This window comes from Polynucleobacter necessarius (genome assembly GCF_900095205.1).
Lineage (GTDB): Bacteria > Pseudomonadota > Gammaproteobacteria > Burkholderiales > Burkholderiaceae > Polynucleobacter > Polynucleobacter necessarius_E.
This window is the reverse complement of the sequence record NZ_LT606951.1, coordinates 906233-923298: the sequence shown is the minus strand read 5'-3', so window position 1 is coordinate 923298 and position 17066 is coordinate 906233. Positions and strand designations below refer to the sequence as shown.

Annotated in this window: 16 protein-coding genes, 1 tRNA gene and 1 pseudogene; 1 reads left to right on the top strand and 17 read right to left on the bottom strand. The window is 45.0% G+C overall.

Going from position 1 to position 17066, the window contains the following annotated elements; all coding sequences use genetic code 11:
* Positions 1-2: 2 nt before the first annotated feature.
* The 13 genes and pseudogenes from nuoG to rpsO all read right to left on the bottom strand — a co-directional run bounded on the left by nuoG (position 3) and on the right by rpsO (position 12027).
* Entirely contained in the window at positions 3-2321 is a 2319-nt protein-coding gene (gene nuoG / locus DXE37_RS05135; RefSeq protein ID WP_114637537.1) for an NADH-quinone oxidoreductase subunit NuoG, read from the bottom strand.
* Positions 2322-2353: 32 nt separating this feature from the next.
* Positions 2354-3652, bottom strand: a complete 1299-nt coding sequence (nuoF, locus tag DXE37_RS05130) for an NADH-quinone oxidoreductase subunit NuoF (protein ID WP_114636806.1) — start codon at positions 3650-3652, stop codon at positions 2354-2356.
* A complete protein-coding gene (gene nuoE / locus DXE37_RS05125; RefSeq protein ID WP_114636805.1) occupies positions 3649-4152 on the bottom strand; it encodes an NADH-quinone oxidoreductase subunit NuoE in 504 nt (167 codons plus the stop codon). Before nuoE ends, nuoF begins: the two co-directional genes overlap by 4 nt.
* Before the next feature lie 23 nt (positions 4153-4175).
* Positions 4176-5429 carry an NADH-quinone oxidoreductase subunit D gene (locus tag DXE37_RS05120; RefSeq protein WP_114636804.1) on the bottom strand — a complete coding sequence of 418 codons (1254 nt, stop codon included), beginning with the start codon at positions 5427-5429 and terminating at the stop codon, positions 4176-4178.
* A 3-nt stretch (positions 5430-5432) separates the two neighbouring features.
* On the bottom strand, positions 5433-6032 hold the full coding sequence (locus tag DXE37_RS05115; RefSeq protein WP_114636803.1) for an NADH-quinone oxidoreductase subunit C: 600 nt from the start codon (positions 6030-6032) through the stop codon (positions 5433-5435).
* A 3-nt stretch (positions 6033-6035) separates the two neighbouring features.
* Entirely contained in the window at positions 6036-6518 is a 483-nt protein-coding gene (locus DXE37_RS05110) for a NuoB/complex I 20 kDa subunit family protein (RefSeq protein WP_011902891.1), read from the bottom strand.
* Positions 6519-6523: 5 nt separating this feature from the next.
* Positions 6524-6883, bottom strand: coding sequence for an NADH-quinone oxidoreductase subunit A (locus DXE37_RS05105; RefSeq protein WP_012357790.1), 360 nt, complete (start codon positions 6881-6883; stop codon positions 6524-6526).
* Between the two features lie 103 nt (positions 6884-6986).
* A tRNA-Leu gene (locus DXE37_RS05100) sits at positions 6987-7071 on the bottom strand.
* A gap of 85 nt (positions 7072-7156) precedes the next feature.
* Entirely contained in the window at positions 7157-7501 is a 345-nt protein-coding gene (gene secG, locus DXE37_RS05095) for a preprotein translocase subunit SecG (RefSeq protein WP_114636802.1), read from the bottom strand.
* 22 nt (positions 7502-7523) lie between these two features.
* Positions 7524-8282 carry a triose-phosphate isomerase gene (gene tpiA / locus DXE37_RS05090; protein WP_114636801.1) on the bottom strand — a complete coding sequence of 253 codons (759 nt, stop codon included), beginning with the start codon at positions 8280-8282 and terminating at the stop codon, positions 7524-7526.
* 17 nt (positions 8283-8299) lie between these two features.
* A pseudogene (locus DXE37_RS05085) lies at positions 8300-9297 on the bottom strand (NAD(P)H-quinone oxidoreductase).
* A 24-nt stretch (positions 9298-9321) separates the two neighbouring features.
* On the bottom strand, positions 9322-11490 hold the full coding sequence (pnp, locus tag DXE37_RS05080; protein WP_114636800.1) for a polyribonucleotide nucleotidyltransferase: 2169 nt from the start codon (positions 11488-11490) through the stop codon (positions 9322-9324).
* Positions 11491-11757: 267 nt separating this feature from the next.
* Positions 11758-12027, bottom strand: coding sequence for a 30S ribosomal protein S15 (gene rpsO, locus DXE37_RS05075; RefSeq protein ID WP_114637536.1), 270 nt, complete (start codon positions 12025-12027; stop codon positions 11758-11760).
* A 212-nt stretch (positions 12028-12239) separates the two neighbouring features.
* Here rpsO and DXE37_RS05070 point away from each other — a divergent pair, with 212 nt between their 5' ends.
* A complete protein-coding gene (locus DXE37_RS05070; protein WP_197713098.1) occupies positions 12240-12560 on the top strand; it encodes a lipid-binding SYLF domain-containing protein in 321 nt (106 codons plus the stop codon).
* Positions 12561-12671: 111 nt separating this feature from the next.
* On the opposite strand, the gene DXE37_RS05065 is transcribed toward DXE37_RS05070, so the two are convergent.
* From DXE37_RS05065 to ilvC, 4 genes are all read right to left on the bottom strand, one after another.
* Complete coding sequence (locus DXE37_RS05065) at positions 12672-14219, bottom strand: 2-isopropylmalate synthase (protein ID WP_114636799.1); 1548 nt, start codon at positions 14217-14219, stop codon at positions 12672-12674.
* 224 nt (positions 14220-14443) lie between these two features.
* Positions 14444-15307, bottom strand: a complete 864-nt coding sequence (pssA, locus tag DXE37_RS05060) for a CDP-diacylglycerol--serine O-phosphatidyltransferase (RefSeq protein WP_114636798.1) — start codon at positions 15305-15307, stop codon at positions 14444-14446.
* 28 nt (positions 15308-15335) lie between these two features.
* Positions 15336-15983: a phosphatidylserine decarboxylase gene (locus DXE37_RS05055; protein ID WP_114636797.1), complete on the bottom strand. Its 648-nt coding sequence runs from the start codon at positions 15981-15983 to the stop codon at positions 15336-15338.
* Positions 15984-16025: 42 nt separating this feature from the next.
* Positions 16026-17042: a ketol-acid reductoisomerase gene (ilvC, locus tag DXE37_RS05050; RefSeq protein WP_114636796.1), complete on the bottom strand. Its 1017-nt coding sequence runs from the start codon at positions 17040-17042 to the stop codon at positions 16026-16028.
* Positions 17043-17066 lie beyond the last annotated feature (24 nt).

The window sequence follows — 17066 nt, the reverse complement described above, 5'->3', positions numbered from 1 at the left end:
CCTTATGCCTTACTAACAGTTACTGGACCAAACATTGATCCTAATTTCGCACTAGCCATAGTACCAGCAGATATTCTGACGGCACCTGGCGCTAGATTTGCCTCTAATGATGCTGGCATATCAACAGATTGGTTATCTTGGGTAACCCGCACTGCATCACCCTCACTCAAACCTAATTCAGTGAATGTTTTTTGACTTAAACCAACTTGATTTCCACGCTTTGCATCACGGGTAAGTTGTAGGGCAGATGAACGACGAACAATTTGGTCGCCAGCGTAGATATTGACGTCAGACAAACGCTCGAGACCATTCAATGGAGCTAAATTTCCATTAGCAATAGTCGTACGACATACTTGATTGTCCAAGCGAGTGCAGTAACTCTCGTCCAAAGCTTCACCTAAGACTTCTTCAGGCATATTAAATAAGAAACCATCTAATCCCAACAGGCCACCGAGAACACGTAACACCTTCCATCCAGGACGTGAATCGCCAAGAGGCTTAACTGCGGGTTGTACTGTTTGGGCTCTACCCTCAAGATTTACAAATGTGGATACTGTTTCTGTAAATGGAGTAATCGGCAAGATAACGTCTGCAACTTCTAATAAATCGGCAGATTTATAGGCGCTCAATGCAATCACAGTGTTGGCATTCGCCAAAGCTACTCTAGCCTGTTTTGGGTTAGGCAAATCAGAATCCGGCTCAATATTCATTAAGATCACTGCGCGACGATCGCCCGAAAGTACAGAATCAATACCAACGCCGTTAGCCTTAACTAATGATGCACCTACCGCATTACCGCCCACGGGCAAGAAGCCTAATGTTGCGCCAGTCTGCTCAGCAATAAATTGCGCCATAACTTGCAAATCAGATGCATGATGATGCGATATTGCAGCAGAACCAAGTAAAACAGCGGAAGCCTGACCTGAGAGCAGACTATCAGCAATCTTTTGTGCCGCTGGTGACACCGGCAAGTTAAAAGTCCCAACTGGGGCGCTAACTGACTTCGCTTTAGCAACAGCAAGTGCAACTTCAGTTAGTGCATTAAGCCAAGCGCTTGGTGCAACTGAAATACCATTGCTAGCAATTAACCAATCATCGCCACCGGCATCAATACGCAATACTTGCAAACCACCACGTTTGCTTGCAGTGCGGATACGGGCTGCCAAGACTGGCTGATCCTTACGCAGGAAGCTACCGATAATCAAAGCACGATCAAGCTCACCAACCTTAGCAATCGGCATGCCCAACCAAGGTGCGCTGGCAGAAGCGTTTACATCTGTTTGGCGCAAACGTGTATCTACTTGATTGGAGCCTAAACTGCGAACCATCTTTTGCAGAAGATGTAATTCTTCCGTGCTAGAAATAGGATGAGCTAAGGTGCCAATAGACTCCGGCCCACTTTCTGATGCGATTGTTTTAAGTGAATGCGCAACGTAATCTAATGCAGACTGCCAATCAGTTTCTAGCCATTGGCCACCCTGCTTCACCATAGGTGTAGTTACGCGGTCCGCACTATTTAATCCTTCATAAGAGAAGCGATCACGATCGCTAATCCAACATTCATTAATTGCCTCATTCTCGAGAGCAACTACACGCATGACTTTATTGGCTTTAGTCTGAACGGTAGTATTTGAACCCAAACTGTCGTGCGGGCTTACTGAACGCTTACGACCTAATTCCCAAGTACGCGCAGCATAGCGGAAAGGCTTGCTAGTCAATGCGCCAACTGGGCACAAATCAATCATATTTCCAGATAACTCTGAGTCTACAGTTTGACCAACGAAGGTGGTGATCTCTGAATGCTCACCACGGTTAATCATTCCTAACTCCATTACGCCGGCAACTTCTTGACCAAAGCGCACACAACGAGTGCAGTGAATACAACGGGTCATCTCTTGCATAGAAATCAATGGACCAACATTCTTATGGAATACGACTCGCTTCTCTTCATCGTAACGAGAGTTGGACTTACCGTAACCCACAGCTAAATCTTGTAGCTGACACTCTCCACCTTGATCGCATATTGGGCAATCCAATGGATGGTTAATTAACAAGAACTCCATTACAGAACGTTGAGCTTCAACTGCTTTAGCAGAATGTGTAAACACCTTCATGCCTTGAGTTACCGGAGTAGCACAAGCAGGCAGAGGCTTAGGCGCTTTTTCTACCTCAACTAAACACATACGACAGTTAGCAGCGATGGATAATTTCTTGTGATAGCAGAAGTGAGGGACGTAGGTGCCAAGCTTATTCGCGGCATGCATCACCATCGAACCTTGCGGAACCTCTACTGCCTTACCATCTAATTCGATTTCTACCATGCTCACTTTTAGATATCCCGTGCTCTAGATCTTTATAAAGGTTTCGCAGAGTCTAAGCAGCGCTTATGTTCTACGTGATACGCAAACTCATCCATGTAATGCTTCAACATGCCACGTACGGGCATAGCAGCTGCATCACCTAACGCGCAAATCGTACGACCTTGAATATTGGCTGCTACATCATTTAGCAGATCCATATCCTCTGGACGTCCCTCACCATGCTCAATACGGTGAACAATGCGCCATAACCAACCAATACCTTCACGACATGGAGTGCATTGACCGCATGATTCTTCGTGATAGAAGTAAGACAGACGCTCTAATGCGCGAACCATACAACGCGTTTCATTCATCACAATCACAGCACCGGACCCCAACATGGAGCCTGCTTTAGCAATGCTGTCATAATCCATCGTTAGATCCATCATTTGTGCGCCAGGCACAACAGGCGATGAAGATCCGCCAGGAATAACTGCTTTCAAGGCTTTACCATCACGCATATCGCCAGCAAGCTTTAATAGCTCTGCAAATGGCGTACCCAATGGGATCTCATAATTTCCAGGATGAACTACATCACCAGAAATTGAGAATATCTTTGTGCCACCATTATTAGGCTTGCCAAGATCTAGATAAGCCTGTCCGCCAATTGCCAAGATAAATGGCACCGCAGCAAATGTTTCGGTATTGTTAATAGTTGTCGGTTTGCCGTACAAACCAAAACTTGCAGGAAATGGAGGCTTGAAGCGTGGCTGGCCTTTCTTTCCCTCTAAAGACTCAAGCAATGCAGTCTCTTCACCACATATATATGCGCCCCAACCTGGAGCGGCATGCAGCTGGAATGAGAAATCACTTCCTAGAATTTTATCGCCTAAATAGCCAGCTGCGCGAGCCTCTTCAAGAGCCTCTTCAAAACGTGAATACACTTCCCAAATTTCACCGTGGATATAGTTGTATCCAGTAGAGATGCCCATGGTGTATGCACCAATGATCATTCCCTCAATCAAGGCATGCGGGTTGTAACGCATGATGTCGCGGTCTTTAAAAGTACCTGGCTCACCTTCATCACTATTACAAACCAAATATTTTTGACCAGGAAATTGACGTGGCATAAAGCTCCACTTCAAACCTGTTGGAAATCCTGCGCCTCCACGGCCACGTAATGAGGATGCTTTTAATTCTGCAATGATGGAATCTGGTGCAACTTTATCGTTAATCAAACGACGTAATTGCTGATAGCCGCCACGGCTTTCGTAATCTTTTAAACGCCAGTTTTCACCATTCAATCCAGCAAGAATTAAAGGCTTGATATGGCGATCGTGCAGGCTGGTCATGCTGCTTTCCCTTCTGCACGGAGTTCATTTAACAAAGCATCAATCTTTTCTTTGCTCATAAAACTACATATGCGCTTGTCATTCACCAACATCACCGGTGAGTCACCGCACGCACCCATGCACTCACCCTCTTTTAGGGTAAAGGTACCGCATGGAGTGGTTTCGTTGTAGCCAATCCCAAGCGCTTCTTTTAAATAGGTTGCAGCTGTCTCACCATGGGTTAATTGACATGGCAAATTAGTACAGATTACCAATTTGTATTTACCAATTTTTTTGGTGTTGTACATGTTGTAGAAAGTAGCTATTTCATCAACAGCAATACTCGGCATCTCTAAAATTTGTGCAATGGTTTCGATCACCTCTGGGGAAACCCAGCCCACCTCTGTTTGCGCTGCGATCAAACAAGCCATCACTGCAGACTGTTTATGCTCTGGTGGGTACTTGGCGATATTGCGATGAATATCAGCTAAGGTCTTTTCGGATAGTTGAAGAGTAGTCATTAAATATTCCTTGGCACGCTGAATTAGCGGTCAATCTCCCCGAACACAATATCTTGGGTACCAATAATGGTTACCGCATCGGCCAACATATGCCCACGAGACATCTCATCCATTGCGGAAAGATGTACAAAACCAGGGGCGCGAATCTTCATGCGATAAGGCTTATTAGCACCATCTGAAATTAAGTAGATTCCAAACTCGCCCTTAGGATGTTCAACAGCTGAGTAAGCCTCACCATCAGGGACGTGAATGCCTTCAGTAAAGAGTTTGAAATGGTGAATCAATTCTTCCATATTGGTTTTCATATCGACGCGCTTCGGCGGAGAAACCTTATGGTTATCACTCATCACAGAACCTGGATTAGCCTTCAACCATGCTACGCACTGTTTAATGATGCGATTGGATTGACGCATCTCTTCCATGCGTACTAAATAGCGGTCGTAAGAATCTCCATTCATACCAACTGGAATATCAAAATCTAAACAGTCATAGACTTCGTAGGGTTGTTTCTTGCGCAAATCCCACTCGATACCAGAACCACGCAACATTGGGCCAGTAAAGCCAAGTTGTAATGCGCGCTCAGGAGTAACAATGCCGATATTGACTAGTCGCTGTTTCCAAATACGGTTATCCGTCAAGAGATTGCAATACTCATCAACATTGGCGTCAAAGCCATTCGTAAATTGCTCAATGAAGTCCAACAAAGTTCCACTTCGGTTTTCATTCAAACGCTTGATAGCGGATGCACTGCGAATTTTGTTCTTCGTGTACTGAGCCATTTGATCTGGCAAGTCACGATAGACGCCTCCTGGACGATAGTAAGCTGCGTGCATACGTGCACCAGATACTGCTTCATACATATCAAAAATATCTTCACGATCACGGAAGGCGTATAAAAAGACTGCCATTGCGCCAACGTCTAGCCCATGACAACCAATCCAGAGTAAATGATTCAATAGACGTGTTAACTCGTCATACATCACACGAATATATTGAGCACGCAAAGGAACATCAACCTGTAGTAACTTTTCAATAGCTAATACATAAGCATGTTCGTTAGACATCATTGAAACGTAATCCAAACGATCCATATAGGGAACGTTTTGAATCCAAGTACGTGTTTCAGCTAATTTTTCTGTCGCGCGGTGCAATAAACCAATATGGGGATCAGCGCGTTGAATCACTTCACCGTCGAGCTCAAGCACTAAGCGCAATACGCCGTGCGCAGCAGGATGCTGAGGACCAAAATTGAGGGTGTAATTCTTAATTTGAGCCATGACTTAAACCGGTCCTCCATACTGCTCTTCACGAACAATGCGTGGAGTAATTTCTCGAGCCTCAATCGTGACAGGCTGATAAACCACACGCTTCAACTCTGGGTCATAGCGCATTTCTACATTGCCACTGATCGGGAAATCTTTTCTAAATGGATGGCCAATAAAGCCGTAATCAGTCAGAATACGACGTAAACCATCATGACCTTCAAACAAGATGCCATAGAGGTCAAATGCTTCACGCTCGAACCAGTTAGCTGAATTCCATACTGGTGTAATTGATGCTACTAAAGGATAGCTATCGTCTGGTGCAAATACGCGTACACGCAGGCGCCAGTTGTGCTCAAGTGATAGCAGGTGACTCACAACACCAAAACGCTGACCACTCCAGGCGCCATCGCGGAAATCTTGATAGTCAACACCGCAGAGATCAATCAATTGCTCAAAGGCGAGCAATGGGTCATCACGCAATAGTATGGCTGACTCAAAATAGTTGTCTACATTGACAACAATGGTAACTTCACCCAGCGCAACTTCAATCGATTGAGCGCGCTTACCTAAAACTTTTTCTAAATTAGCGGCTAATTGAATTAGACGATCTGACATGATTTAAGCCTTCCTCGCAATAGTGCTGGTGCGGGCGATCTTGGATTGCAACTGAATGATTCCATAGATCAACGCCTCTGCAGTAGGAGGACAGCCAGGAACATAAATATCCACTGGCACAATACGATCACAACCGCGAACTACTGAATAAGAGTTATGGTAGTAGCCGCCACCATTCGCACATGAGCCCATTGAAATCACCCAGCGCGGCTCAGGCATTTGGTCATAAACCTTCCGCAAGGCAGGAGCCATTTTGTTGCACAAGGTACCAGCCACAATCATTAAATCTGATTGACGTGGTGATGGGCGGAAAACGACGCCAAAACGATCTAAGTCATAACGGGATGCGCCTGCATGCATCATCTCAACCGCGCAGCATGCAAGTCCGAAAGTCATGGGCCACAGGGAACCATTACGCGTCCAGTTAATCAACTGATCCGCAGTAGTAGTAACAAATCCTTCTTTGAGAACGCCTTCTAATGCCATATCTATCACTCCCAGTCGAGAGCGCCCTTTTTCCAGATATATACAAATCCCACAATGAATTCCAAGAGGAAAATCACCATAGAGGCGTAGCCAAGCCATCCGATGTCACGTAACGCCACACCCCATGGGAATAGGAATGCAGTTTCTAGGTCAAAAAGGATGAAGAGAATAGCAATTAGGTAGTAGCGCACGTCGAACTTCATACGCGCATCTTCGAAAGCTTCAAAACCGCACTCATAGGGAGACAGTTTTTCAGCGTCTGGCTTCGAAGGAGCCAAAATTTTTCCGAGGAACATGGGGACTAATCCCACCCCAATACCTACGAGGATGAAAAGCAGAACAGGAAAGTAATTAGCGAGATTCAAAATAGCCCTGTTTATCTAGTAATTCCTAAAAGCAGCAAATTATTAATTATTCCACTACATAAAGTATTGATTTAGAGCAAAAACCCTTAGCAATACTACTTTTTGGTGCCGACGGCGAGACTCGAACTCGCACAGCCTAAGCCACTACCCCCTCAAGATAGCGTGTCTACCAATTTCACCACGTCGGCATCTTGCAAAACCCATCAATTCTACTGCATTGCACAAGTGCACTACCCCAAAATCTGGGCAAAAAAACTGTAAAAACCTACTGTTTTACTTAGGAACTGCTGGTTTAGCCGGATCTTGTGCCGGCACTACAGGCGCAGCAGGAGTCACAACAGGTGCAACCGTCCCAGAAAGCACGCCAGGACTAACTTCTTTCTTATTGCCAATCCAAGTAATGCCAAGCGTGCAAACAAAGAAAACAGCAGCAAAAATAGCAGTTGCATGAGATAGAAAGTTAGCAGAACCACTAGCACCAAAGAGGCTGCCCGATGCTCCAGAACCAAAAGCAGCGCCCATGTCAGCACCCTTACCTTGCTGCAATAAAACCAAAAGAATCACAGCTAGGGCTGAAATTACCTGCAACACGATCAATAAAGTCTTAAACCATTCCACGGCTTATCTCCAAATAAAAAATCTATGCCTGGCAAATGGCTAAAAAGTCTTGAGGATTCAATGAAGCACCCCCAACCAATCCCCCATCAATATCAGGCATGGCAAATAATTCAACGGCATTGTCAGGCTTGACACTGCCGCCATACAAAATCCCTACATGAGAAGCTACATCCTCATTAAATTCAGCTAATTGCAGACGAATAGCGCGATGCATGTCTTGAGCTACTTGGGCACTAGCAACCTTACCAGTTCCAATCGCCCATACTGGCTCGTAAGCAATCAAACAATCCGCAAGTCGGTCTTGCAGTACACTCACTTGCTTTGCAATCTGAGCACAAACAATTTTTTCCGCTCTACCTGAATTTCTTTCATCTGCAGTTTCACCAACGCAAATTACTGGAGTCATACCGTTATCCAACACCTGAAGGGCTTTTGCAGCAACCGCTTCATCAACCTCTTGATGCATTTGTCGACGCTCAGAATGACCAACAATGACATAGGTGCATCCTACCTCTTTCAACATTGAAGCAGCGACCTCGCCGGTATAGGCGCCTGAGCTATGAGCCGAGGCATCTTGTGCACCTAGACTTAAAAATACCAAAGAATGTTCAGCAATCAAATTGGCACATTGCTGCAAGAAAGGAAACGGTGGGCATACCGCATATTTACGACCTGATGGCATCCCGCTCTCCATGCCACGTGCAACGGATTTAATCCAGTCTTGATTACTTGCAAGACTGCCATTCATTTTCCAGTTGCCGATAACGATGAGTGGTCGCATAGGTATTTATAAAATTTCTATACGGTTAAAACGATTTTGCCCACATGCTCAGATGACCCCATTAATGCGTGTGCATCAGCCGCCTGATCAAGCGTAAATGTTTTATAAATGACCGGTTTGAGTTTGCCGGCATTAAGTAAAGGCCAAACATGCTCAAAGAGTTGTTAGTAATTTGCTTCTTAAATGAGACTGGACGAGGACGTAGGGTTGAACCAGCAATCGTCAAACGTCGACGCAAAATCTGATTTGTACTTACTTCCGCTTTTGAGCCGCCTTGAATAGTGATGATCACGATGTGGCCGTCATCTGCTAAACAATCAATTTCTTTTTGGACATAAGCACCAGTAACCATATCCAGCACAACATTAACGCCTTTATCATCGGTTGCCTTCTTGATCTCTTCAACGAAATCTTGCGTCTTGTAATTAATTGCAAGATCAGCGCCCAAAGCAACACAAGCGGTGCACTTTTCATCAGTGCCGGCCGTTACAAGCACTTTGTGACCCAATGCCTTAGCAATCAAAATGGCAGTGACTCCGATTCCGCTAGAGCCACCTTGAACCAATAATGTTTCGCCTTCAGATAATTCACCTCGCATGAAAACGCTGCTCCACACAGTATAGAAAGTTTCCGGCAAGGCAGCCGCTTCTTGATCACTAAAGCCGCTTGGGTAAGGTAAGCACTGAGCAATGGGGGCGGTACACAATTCTGCGTATCCTCCGCCCTGAACCAAGGCACATACTTTATCTCCAAACTTTAGGCCAAATAGATTATCCGCATGGGATAAATCACCACCAACAATTTCGCCAGCCGTTTCAAGACCAGGAATATCTGATGCGCCCGCTGGCACTGGATAGTGACCTTTACGTTGCAAAACGTCAGGACGATTAATTCCAGCTGCTAAAACCTTAATCAAAATTTCACCTGATCCAACAGCTGGAGCTGCTGGATCAGGGCGATTGCTTGGCACCAGCATTTCTGGAGCGCCAAATTCTTTGATTTCAATTACGCGCATATATATTCCTGCCCATTGCTTTACTTAAACAGATTCGCCAGAAGTCGGCACCGCTTCAGCAGCAACTTTTGTAGCGCCCGCTAAAGGAGCAATTGTGCCACCCTCATCCGCCATAGCGGCTTTGAGTGACAAACGTAAACGACCACGCTCATCTGCAGCCAATAACTTCACGCGAACTATTTGGCCTTCTGCTAAATAATCTTTCACTTCTTTTACACGCTCACTAGAGATTTCAGAGATGTGCAAAAGACCGTCTTTTCCAGGGAGAATGTTTACTAAAGCACCGAATTCGAGCAATTTCACAACCGGACCTTCATAGATCTTGCCTACTTCAGTTTCTGCTGTAATACCTTCAATGCGCGCTTTAGCTTCAGCCTTACCTTCGGCGGAAGTAGAAGCAATCGTTACAGTGCCATCATCTTTAATATCGATGCTGCAACCTGTTTCTTTGGTTAGCGCTTGAATAGTTGCGCCGCCCTTACCAATCACTTCACGAATCTTGTCCGGATGGATCTTGAAAGAAACCATGCGTGGAGCATGAGCTGACAATTCCGCACGGACCGAACCCATCGCTTCTTGCATTTTGCTCAAGATATGTAAGCGGCCTTCTTTAGCTTGCGCTAAAGCAACTTGCATAATTTCTTTAGTAATGCCTTGAACCTTGATGTCCATCTGGAGTGCGGTAATGCCGTTAGCAGTACCCGCTACTTTGAAGTCCATGTCGCCTAAGTGATCTTCATCACCTAAGATATCGGTCAATACAGCAAAACGATTGCCATCTAGGATTAAGCCCATGGCAACACCAGCTACGTGCGCTTTAACTGGAACACCGGCATCCATCATTGCTAAACAGCCACCGCAAACAGAAGCCATTGAAGATGAACCATTAGATTCAGTAATTTCTGAAACTACGCGAATGCTGTAAGCAAAGTCTTCAGCGCTTGGCAATACTGGAATTAATGCACGCTTAGCTAGACGGCCATGACCGATTTCGCGACGCTTTGGGCTACCTACACGGCCAGTTTCGCCAGTAGCAAATGGAGGCATGTTGTAGTGAAACATGAAGCGATCGCGGTATTCACCTTCTAGCGCATCAATAATTTGTTCGTCACGTGCAGTGCCCAATGTAGCAACAACCAACGCTTGAGTTTCACCGCGAGTAAACAATGCAGAACCGTGTGTACGCGGTAATACTCCGTTACGAATCTCAATTGGACGAACAGTACGTGTATCACGACCATCAATACGTGGCTCACCGTTCAAAATTTGGCTACGAACAATCTTCGCCTCAATTTCAAACATGATGTCGCTAATAGCAACGGCATCAACATCACCCTCTTCAGATAACTTAGCCAATACTTCTTTAGAAATTTCTTTGAGCTTGTCTGAACGAGCACCCTTTTGGCGAATCTGATAAGCCTCACGCAATGGCGCTTCAGCCAATGCAGTTACCTTAGCGATAAATGGCTCATCTTTTGGTGCAGCAGTCCAATCCCACTCTGGTTTGCCAGCTTCACGAACTAAATCATTAATAGCGTTGATCGCTGTTTGCGTTTGGTCATGACCGTATACAACAGCACCTAGCATTACTTCTTCAGATAATTGATTGGCTTCTGATTCAACCATCAACACAGCAGCCTGAGTACCGGCAACGATTAAATCGAGCTCGCTAGTAGCTTGCTCTGTACGAGTTGGGTTCAAAAGGTATTGGCCGTTTGCGTAACCAACACGTGCAGCACCCACTGGACCAGCAAAAGGAATGCCTGAAACTGCCAAAGCTGCAGAAGCTGCGATCAATGCAGGAATATCAGACGGAACGTCAGGGTTGATCGACAACACATGCACCACTACTTGAACTTCGTTCAAGAAACCCTCTGGGAATAAAGGACGCAATGGGCGGTCAATCAGGCGGGAGATCAAAGTCTCACCCTCAGATGGACGACCTTCGCGACGGAAGAAGCCACCAGGGATCTTGCCTGCAGCGTATGTCTTCTCTAAGTAATCCACTGTGAGCGGGAAAAATGATTGGCCTGGCTTTGCAGACTTAGAAGCAACTACTGTACCCATTACTACTGTGTCGTCTACGTTAACGATTATAGCACCACCAGCTTGACGAGCAATCTCGCCTGTTTCCATAGTTACCTGATGATTGCCCCATTGAAAACTCTTTACTGCCTTTTTAAACATAATCATTCTGATCTTCTCCAAATTGTTCACGCAAAACTCACATGAGCATTGCGCTTGTCGTGGGATAAAACAGTGTCATGACAACACTGGAGCGATTTAGGATCACAAGGGATGCCCTTCCAGGGAGACTCTGAACTACACTCAGAAACCCATTGGAATGACACAATCCCCTACACAAATGATCTTGAAGCGCCCAAAAAACATGCCATCTGCTTAAGGCTAATTCTATAAAGAAACAATCCTAAGATAGATGGCATTGCATACCGATAAGAATTACTTACGGAGACCTAATTTCTCGATCAATGCGCGATAGCGGTCCAAACCTTTACCCTTGAGGTAACCCAAAAGGCGACGGCGACGTGAAACCATCTTCAACAAACCACGACGGCTGTGATGATCTTTAGCGTTAGCCTTGAAATGGGGAGTTAATTCATTGATACGTGCTGTGAGCAAAGAAACCTGAACTTCAGGACTGCCCGTATCGTTTGCGCTGCGCGCGTTTTCTTTGACGATTTCCGCCGTTTTAATATCAGCAACTGCCATTTTTAATACTCCTAACTTGCGAACACGTGAGCTTTCACCCAATTTGTGTTGTGCGATTAACAAAAAACAAAAAAGCTTTATAAATCAAGGCCATCGAATTGTATCAGAGCTAAGAGTCATATGGAGAAGAATCAATAAAGAGCCAATATCCTGTATTATCTGTTTTACAAGACTTTAAATAATTTCCATTTATAAACAACAACTTACAATATATGCCCTTAATTTTTCGCTCAATCATCATCACTCTTTTACTCGGATTTAACCTACTCCAACCGGCCTTTGCACAGTTTGGCAACTTTTTTGGGGATAGCAAAAGCGTTGACGAACAACGCCAAGAAATCCTAACCAAGAATCAAGCCACTTTGAAACAGCGCTATGAAGTGCAGCCAAAAGCCAGAGAGCTCGTTGAGAGATCAGCGGGTTATGCAACGTTCAGCAACTTTGGCATGAAAATCTTGATCGCTGGTGGTGGAACCGGAAGTGGCGTAGTTATCGACAAAGCTAGCAAGAAGCCCATATACCAGGAGTCCTGATGTATCAACTAACAGACTCAGGCCTTGCCGCTGAAATCACCCGCAAAGGCACTAAGTACTATAAAAATACCGAATTAAATAAATAATATCTAATGTGAATGGCTCTCGAAATTAGGGAGTCATTTGCGCATTGAGCTTAGTCTGACTAGGGTCGTGTAATTTATTCAACGCTGACAAATACGCTTTTGCTGATGCTGCAACGATGTCTGGGTCTGTACCAACACCATTCACAATTCGCCCATCTTTCGCTAAACGCACAGCCACCTCACCTTGAGACTGCGTGCCGGAAGTAATGGCATTCACCGAATACAGCAATTGCTCCGCACCACTCTTAGCTATCTCTTCGATAGCATTCAAGCTAGCATCAACTGGTCCATTACCTTCAGCCTCTGAGCTTATTTCTTTATCACCTATCCGAAAGGTGACACGTGACTTAGGACGTTCACCAGTTTCAGAATGCTGACTTAATGAAATAAATTTATAGTGCTCACCCTCTTCAGCAGCGGCTAAATCAGACATGATGGCAATAATATCCTCATCAAAAATCTCTGACTTTTGATCTGCCAGTGCTTTAAATCGAGCAAATGCCTCATTTAAATCAGCCTCAGCTTCAACAGCAATACCCAACTCTTGCAATCTTTGTTTAAAGGCGTTACGCCCAGATAATTTACCCAATACGATTTTGTTTGCCGACCAACCTACATCTTCAGCACGCATGATTTCGTAGGTATCACGGTTTTTTAAGATGCCGTCTTGATGTATTCCAGAAGTGTGAGCAAAAGCATTTGCACCAACTACTGCTTTATTGGGTTGAACAACAAAACCGGTAATTTGTGAAACGAATTTAGATGCAGGAACAATTTGGGTAGCATCAATACCGCACACCATATCAAAATAATCCTTACGGGTGCGCAAAGACATCACAATTTCTTCTAATGCAGTGTTGCCAGCTCGTTCACCCAAGCCGTTGATCGTGCATTCAATTTGACGGGCGCCACCAATTTTTACACCAGCCAAAGAGTTTGCAACAGCCATTCCTAAATCATTATGGCAATGCACAGACCAAATAGCCTTATCTGAATTGGGCACTCTAGTACGCAAGGTTTTAATAAACTCACCATACAACTCTGGAGTGGCATAGCCCACGGTATCGGGGATATTGATAGTAGAGACACCTTCATTAATAACTGCTTCAACCACTCTGCACAAGAAATCCATTTCTGAACGATAGCCATCTTCCGCGGAGAACTCGATATCTGACGCCAAGTTACGCGCAAAACAAATAGAGCGTTTAGCTTGCTCCAACACCTCTTCTGGAGACATCCGTAATTTCACGGCCATATGCAAAGGACTTGTTGCCAAGAAAGCATGGATACGTTTCGCTTTAGCGGACTGCAATGCATCGGCTGCACGAGTAATATCCTTATCATTTGCACGAGCCAACGAGCAGACGATTGAATCCTTAACTACAGCAGCAACAGCGGAAATAGCCTGAAAGTCACCTTCAGAACTAGCAGCAAAACCCGCCTCGATAACATCAACCTTAAGACGCTCTAATTGACGCGCAATACGAACTTTTTCGTCCTTGGTCATCGATGCGCCAGGCGATTGTTCGCCATCACGTAAGGTGGTGTCAAAAATGATTACTTTGTCGCTCATTACTACTCTCCAGTTTTAAATACTGCTGAACTTATATCTAGAAAAACTTATAAAACAAAAACCCCAGCAATTAACTGGGGCTGGTATGTGGCGGCTAATGAATCTTTATCTCATTAACTCAGGCCTTACCCGTCCCAAGCTTTAGGCTTAGTGCTAGCAGAAGAGGGCTGGTTAAAGTAACAAAATTGATCAACATGGATTAAATATACCCCAAAAATGGCAGTTTAGCTAAATCGTTTACCACTAAATTTTTCCCAAGCCCAAATAACGTAGCCAGAAATTGAGTACACCACGAATAGACCAAATAGAGTTAAAGGAGGATTTGAAGAAATCAAGACAAAAGTAAGGATCATTAGAACCATGACCCCAAATGGCACGCGATAACGAACGTCCAAGGCTTTGCCACTATAAAAACGGGCATTAGATACCATTGTTAGTCCAGCATAGACCGCAATAAAAAATGTTACCCAGGGGATAGCTGTATCTCGCACAGGTAGCTTATTGTCATCTGCCAGCCAGATAAAACCAGCCATTAAGGCGCCAGCAGCAGGACTAGGCAAACCTTGAAAAAACTTTTTATCGACAACACCCGTATTGACATTAAAACGCGCTAATCGCAGAGCCGCTCCCGCACAATAGGTAAATGCAGCTAACCAGCCCCACTTACCTAAATCTTTTAAGGCCCACTCATAAGCTACTAACGCAGGTGCAACCCCAAATGAAACCATATCGGCCAGCGAATCATACTGCTCGCCAAATGTACTCTGAGTATTCGTCATGCGAGCTACGCGACCATCCATGCCATCGAGCACCATCGACGCAAAAATAGCGATCGCCGCAACCTCAAACTGGTGGTTCATGGCATTCACAATTGCATAGAAGCCACAAAATAATGCTGCAGTAGTAAATGCATTGGGGAGTAGATAGATGCCCTTACTACGCAAGCGAGGCTTTTGCGGATGCAGCTCCTCTACTTCGTAATCAACTCCATCACCTAATTCTTCGACCCACTGGTCTTCAGATGTTGGCTTACGGATCTGCGCAAGTCGACTGCGATCGATGCGACCACGACGGCGAAATGTAGTCAAAGAATGTCCCAGTGAATATTATTTTGAATTAGTCTAAACCAGGCAAACGCGCCAAGGCTGTATTTGTTGCAAATACTTTATCACCAACGCTAACCAATGGCTCAGCAGTCAACGGTAAATATACATCCACTCTTGAACCAAAAAGTATGAATCCATATCGCTCACCTGCTTTGAGGCGATCGCCAACATGGATATAGCAAAGAATACGGCGCGCAATCAAACCTGCAACCTGAACTAGCGTTACCAACTGTCCATTAGCATCAATTACTACGGCATTACGTTCGTTTTCTGTAGATGCCTTGTCTAAATCTGCATTCACAAATTTACCTGGGAAATATTGGATTTCTTTGACCAAACCATTGACTGCGCTACGGTTGGAATGAACATTAAATACGTTCATGAATACGCTAATTTTTAGCGCCTCGCGTCCCGCATATGGATCGTTAGCAACTTCCACAACCACAATTCGACCATCAGCTGGAGAAAGAATAAAGTCGCGACCTAGAGCGGGTATGCGCTGAGGGTCACGAAAAAACTGCAGAACAAAGATAAAGATAATCCAGAGAGGCCATGACCATGCAATACCACCCAAGTAGTGGACAAGTAAAGTCACCACCCCCACTAACGCCAAATAGGGCCAACCTTCTTTCGCAATAATAGGGTGTGGATACATCATCTTTGTTCTGAGCCTTTTAATTAACTACTATTAGTTTGATGCTTAGTTCTTAGTTTGATCCACTAACTTGTTCTTAGCAATCCAAGGCATCATGGCACGCAACTTAGCACCAACCACTTCGATGTCATGTTCTGCATTCAAACGCCGTCGCGAGATCAATGTTGGAGCACCTGCCTTATTTTCAAGGATGAAGCTCTTCGCGTATTCACCAGTTTGAATGTCTTTCAAGCACTGACGCATTGCATTCTTTGTGTCTTCTGTAACAACACGTGGGCCAGCCACATACTCACCATATTCAGCATTATTAGAGATGGAGTAGTTCATATTAGCAATGCCGCCTTCGTAGATCAAGTCAACGATCAACTTGAGCTCATGTAAACACTCGAAGTAAGCCATCTCAGGAGCGTAACCAGCCTCAACCAAAGTCTCAAAACCAGCCTTAATAAGTTCAACAGCACCACCACAAAGAACAGCTTGCTCACCGAACAAGTCAGTTTCAGTTTCTTCACGGAAGTTGGTTTCGATGATGCCGGCACGACCACCGCCGTTTGCAGTTGCGTATGACAATGCAACATCGCGCGCTGAACCAGATTTGTCTTGGTAAACAGCGATCAAATGAGGAGCACCACCACCTTGAGCATAAGTACCACGCACTGTGTGGCCAGGCGCCTTCGGAGCGATCATGATCACGTCCAAATCTGCTCGTGGCTGAACTTGACCATAATGAACGTTAAAGCCATGGGCAAAAGCCAATGCGGCGCCCTGCTTGATATTGCCATGCACTGCTTTGTTGTATACGTCAGCGATTTGCTCATCAGGCAACAACATCATAACTACGTCTGCATCTTTAACTGCTTCGCCAACTTCTTTAACTGTCAAACCAGCATTCGCTGCCTTGCTCCAGGAAGCGCCATCTTTACGCAAACCAACAGTAACGTTAACACCAGAATCTTTAAGGTTCAATGCGTGTGCGTGACCTTGTGAACCATAACCAATGATGGTGACTTTCTTGCCCTTAATGAGGGACAAATCAGCGTCTTTATCGTAAAAAACTTTCATGCTCTTTCCTTGTATTGAAAATGT

Bases quoted from the DNA above. Each gene is read 5' to 3' on its own strand.
- nuoG (WP_114637537.1), bottom strand. From the start codon at position 2,321: ATGGTAGAAATCGAATTAGATGGTAAGGCAGTAGAGGTTCCGCAAGGT.
- nuoF (WP_114636806.1), bottom strand. From the start codon at position 3,652: ATGACCAGCCTGCACGATCGCCATATCAAGCCTTTAATTCTTGCTGGA.
- nuoE (WP_114636805.1), bottom strand. From the start codon at position 4,152: ATGACTACTCTTCAACTATCCGAAAAGACCTTAGCTGATATTCATCGC.
- DXE37_RS05120 (WP_114636804.1), bottom strand. From the start codon at position 5,429: ATGGCTCAAATTAAGAATTACACCCTCAATTTTGGTCCTCAGCATCCT.
- DXE37_RS05115 (WP_114636803.1), bottom strand. From the start codon at position 6,032: ATGTCAGATCGTCTAATTCAATTAGCCGCTAATTTAGAAAAAGTTTTA.
- DXE37_RS05110 (WP_011902891.1), bottom strand. From the start codon at position 6,518: ATGGCATTAGAAGGCGTTCTCAAAGAAGGATTTGTTACTACTACTGCG.
- tpiA (WP_114636801.1), bottom strand. From the start codon at position 8,282: ATGCGACCACTCATCGTTATCGGCAACTGGAAAATGAATGGCAGTCTT.
- pnp (WP_114636800.1), bottom strand. From the start codon at position 11,490: ATGATTATGTTTAAAAAGGCAGTAAAGAGTTTTCAATGGGGCAATCAT.
- rpsO (WP_114637536.1), bottom strand. From the start codon at position 12,027: ATGGCAGTTGCTGATATTAAAACGGCGGAAATCGTCAAAGAAAACGCG.
- DXE37_RS05070 (WP_197713098.1), top strand. From the start codon at position 12,240: ATGCCCTTAATTTTTCGCTCAATCATCATCACTCTTTTACTCGGATTT.
- DXE37_RS05065 (WP_114636799.1), bottom strand. From the start codon at position 14,219: ATGAGCGACAAAGTAATCATTTTTGACACCACCTTACGTGATGGCGAA.
- DXE37_RS05055 (WP_114636797.1), bottom strand. From the start codon at position 15,983: ATGATGTATCCACACCCTATTATTGCGAAAGAAGGTTGGCCCTATTTG.
- ilvC (WP_114636796.1), bottom strand. From the start codon at position 17,042: ATGAAAGTTTTTTACGATAAAGACGCTGATTTGTCCCTCATTAAGGGC.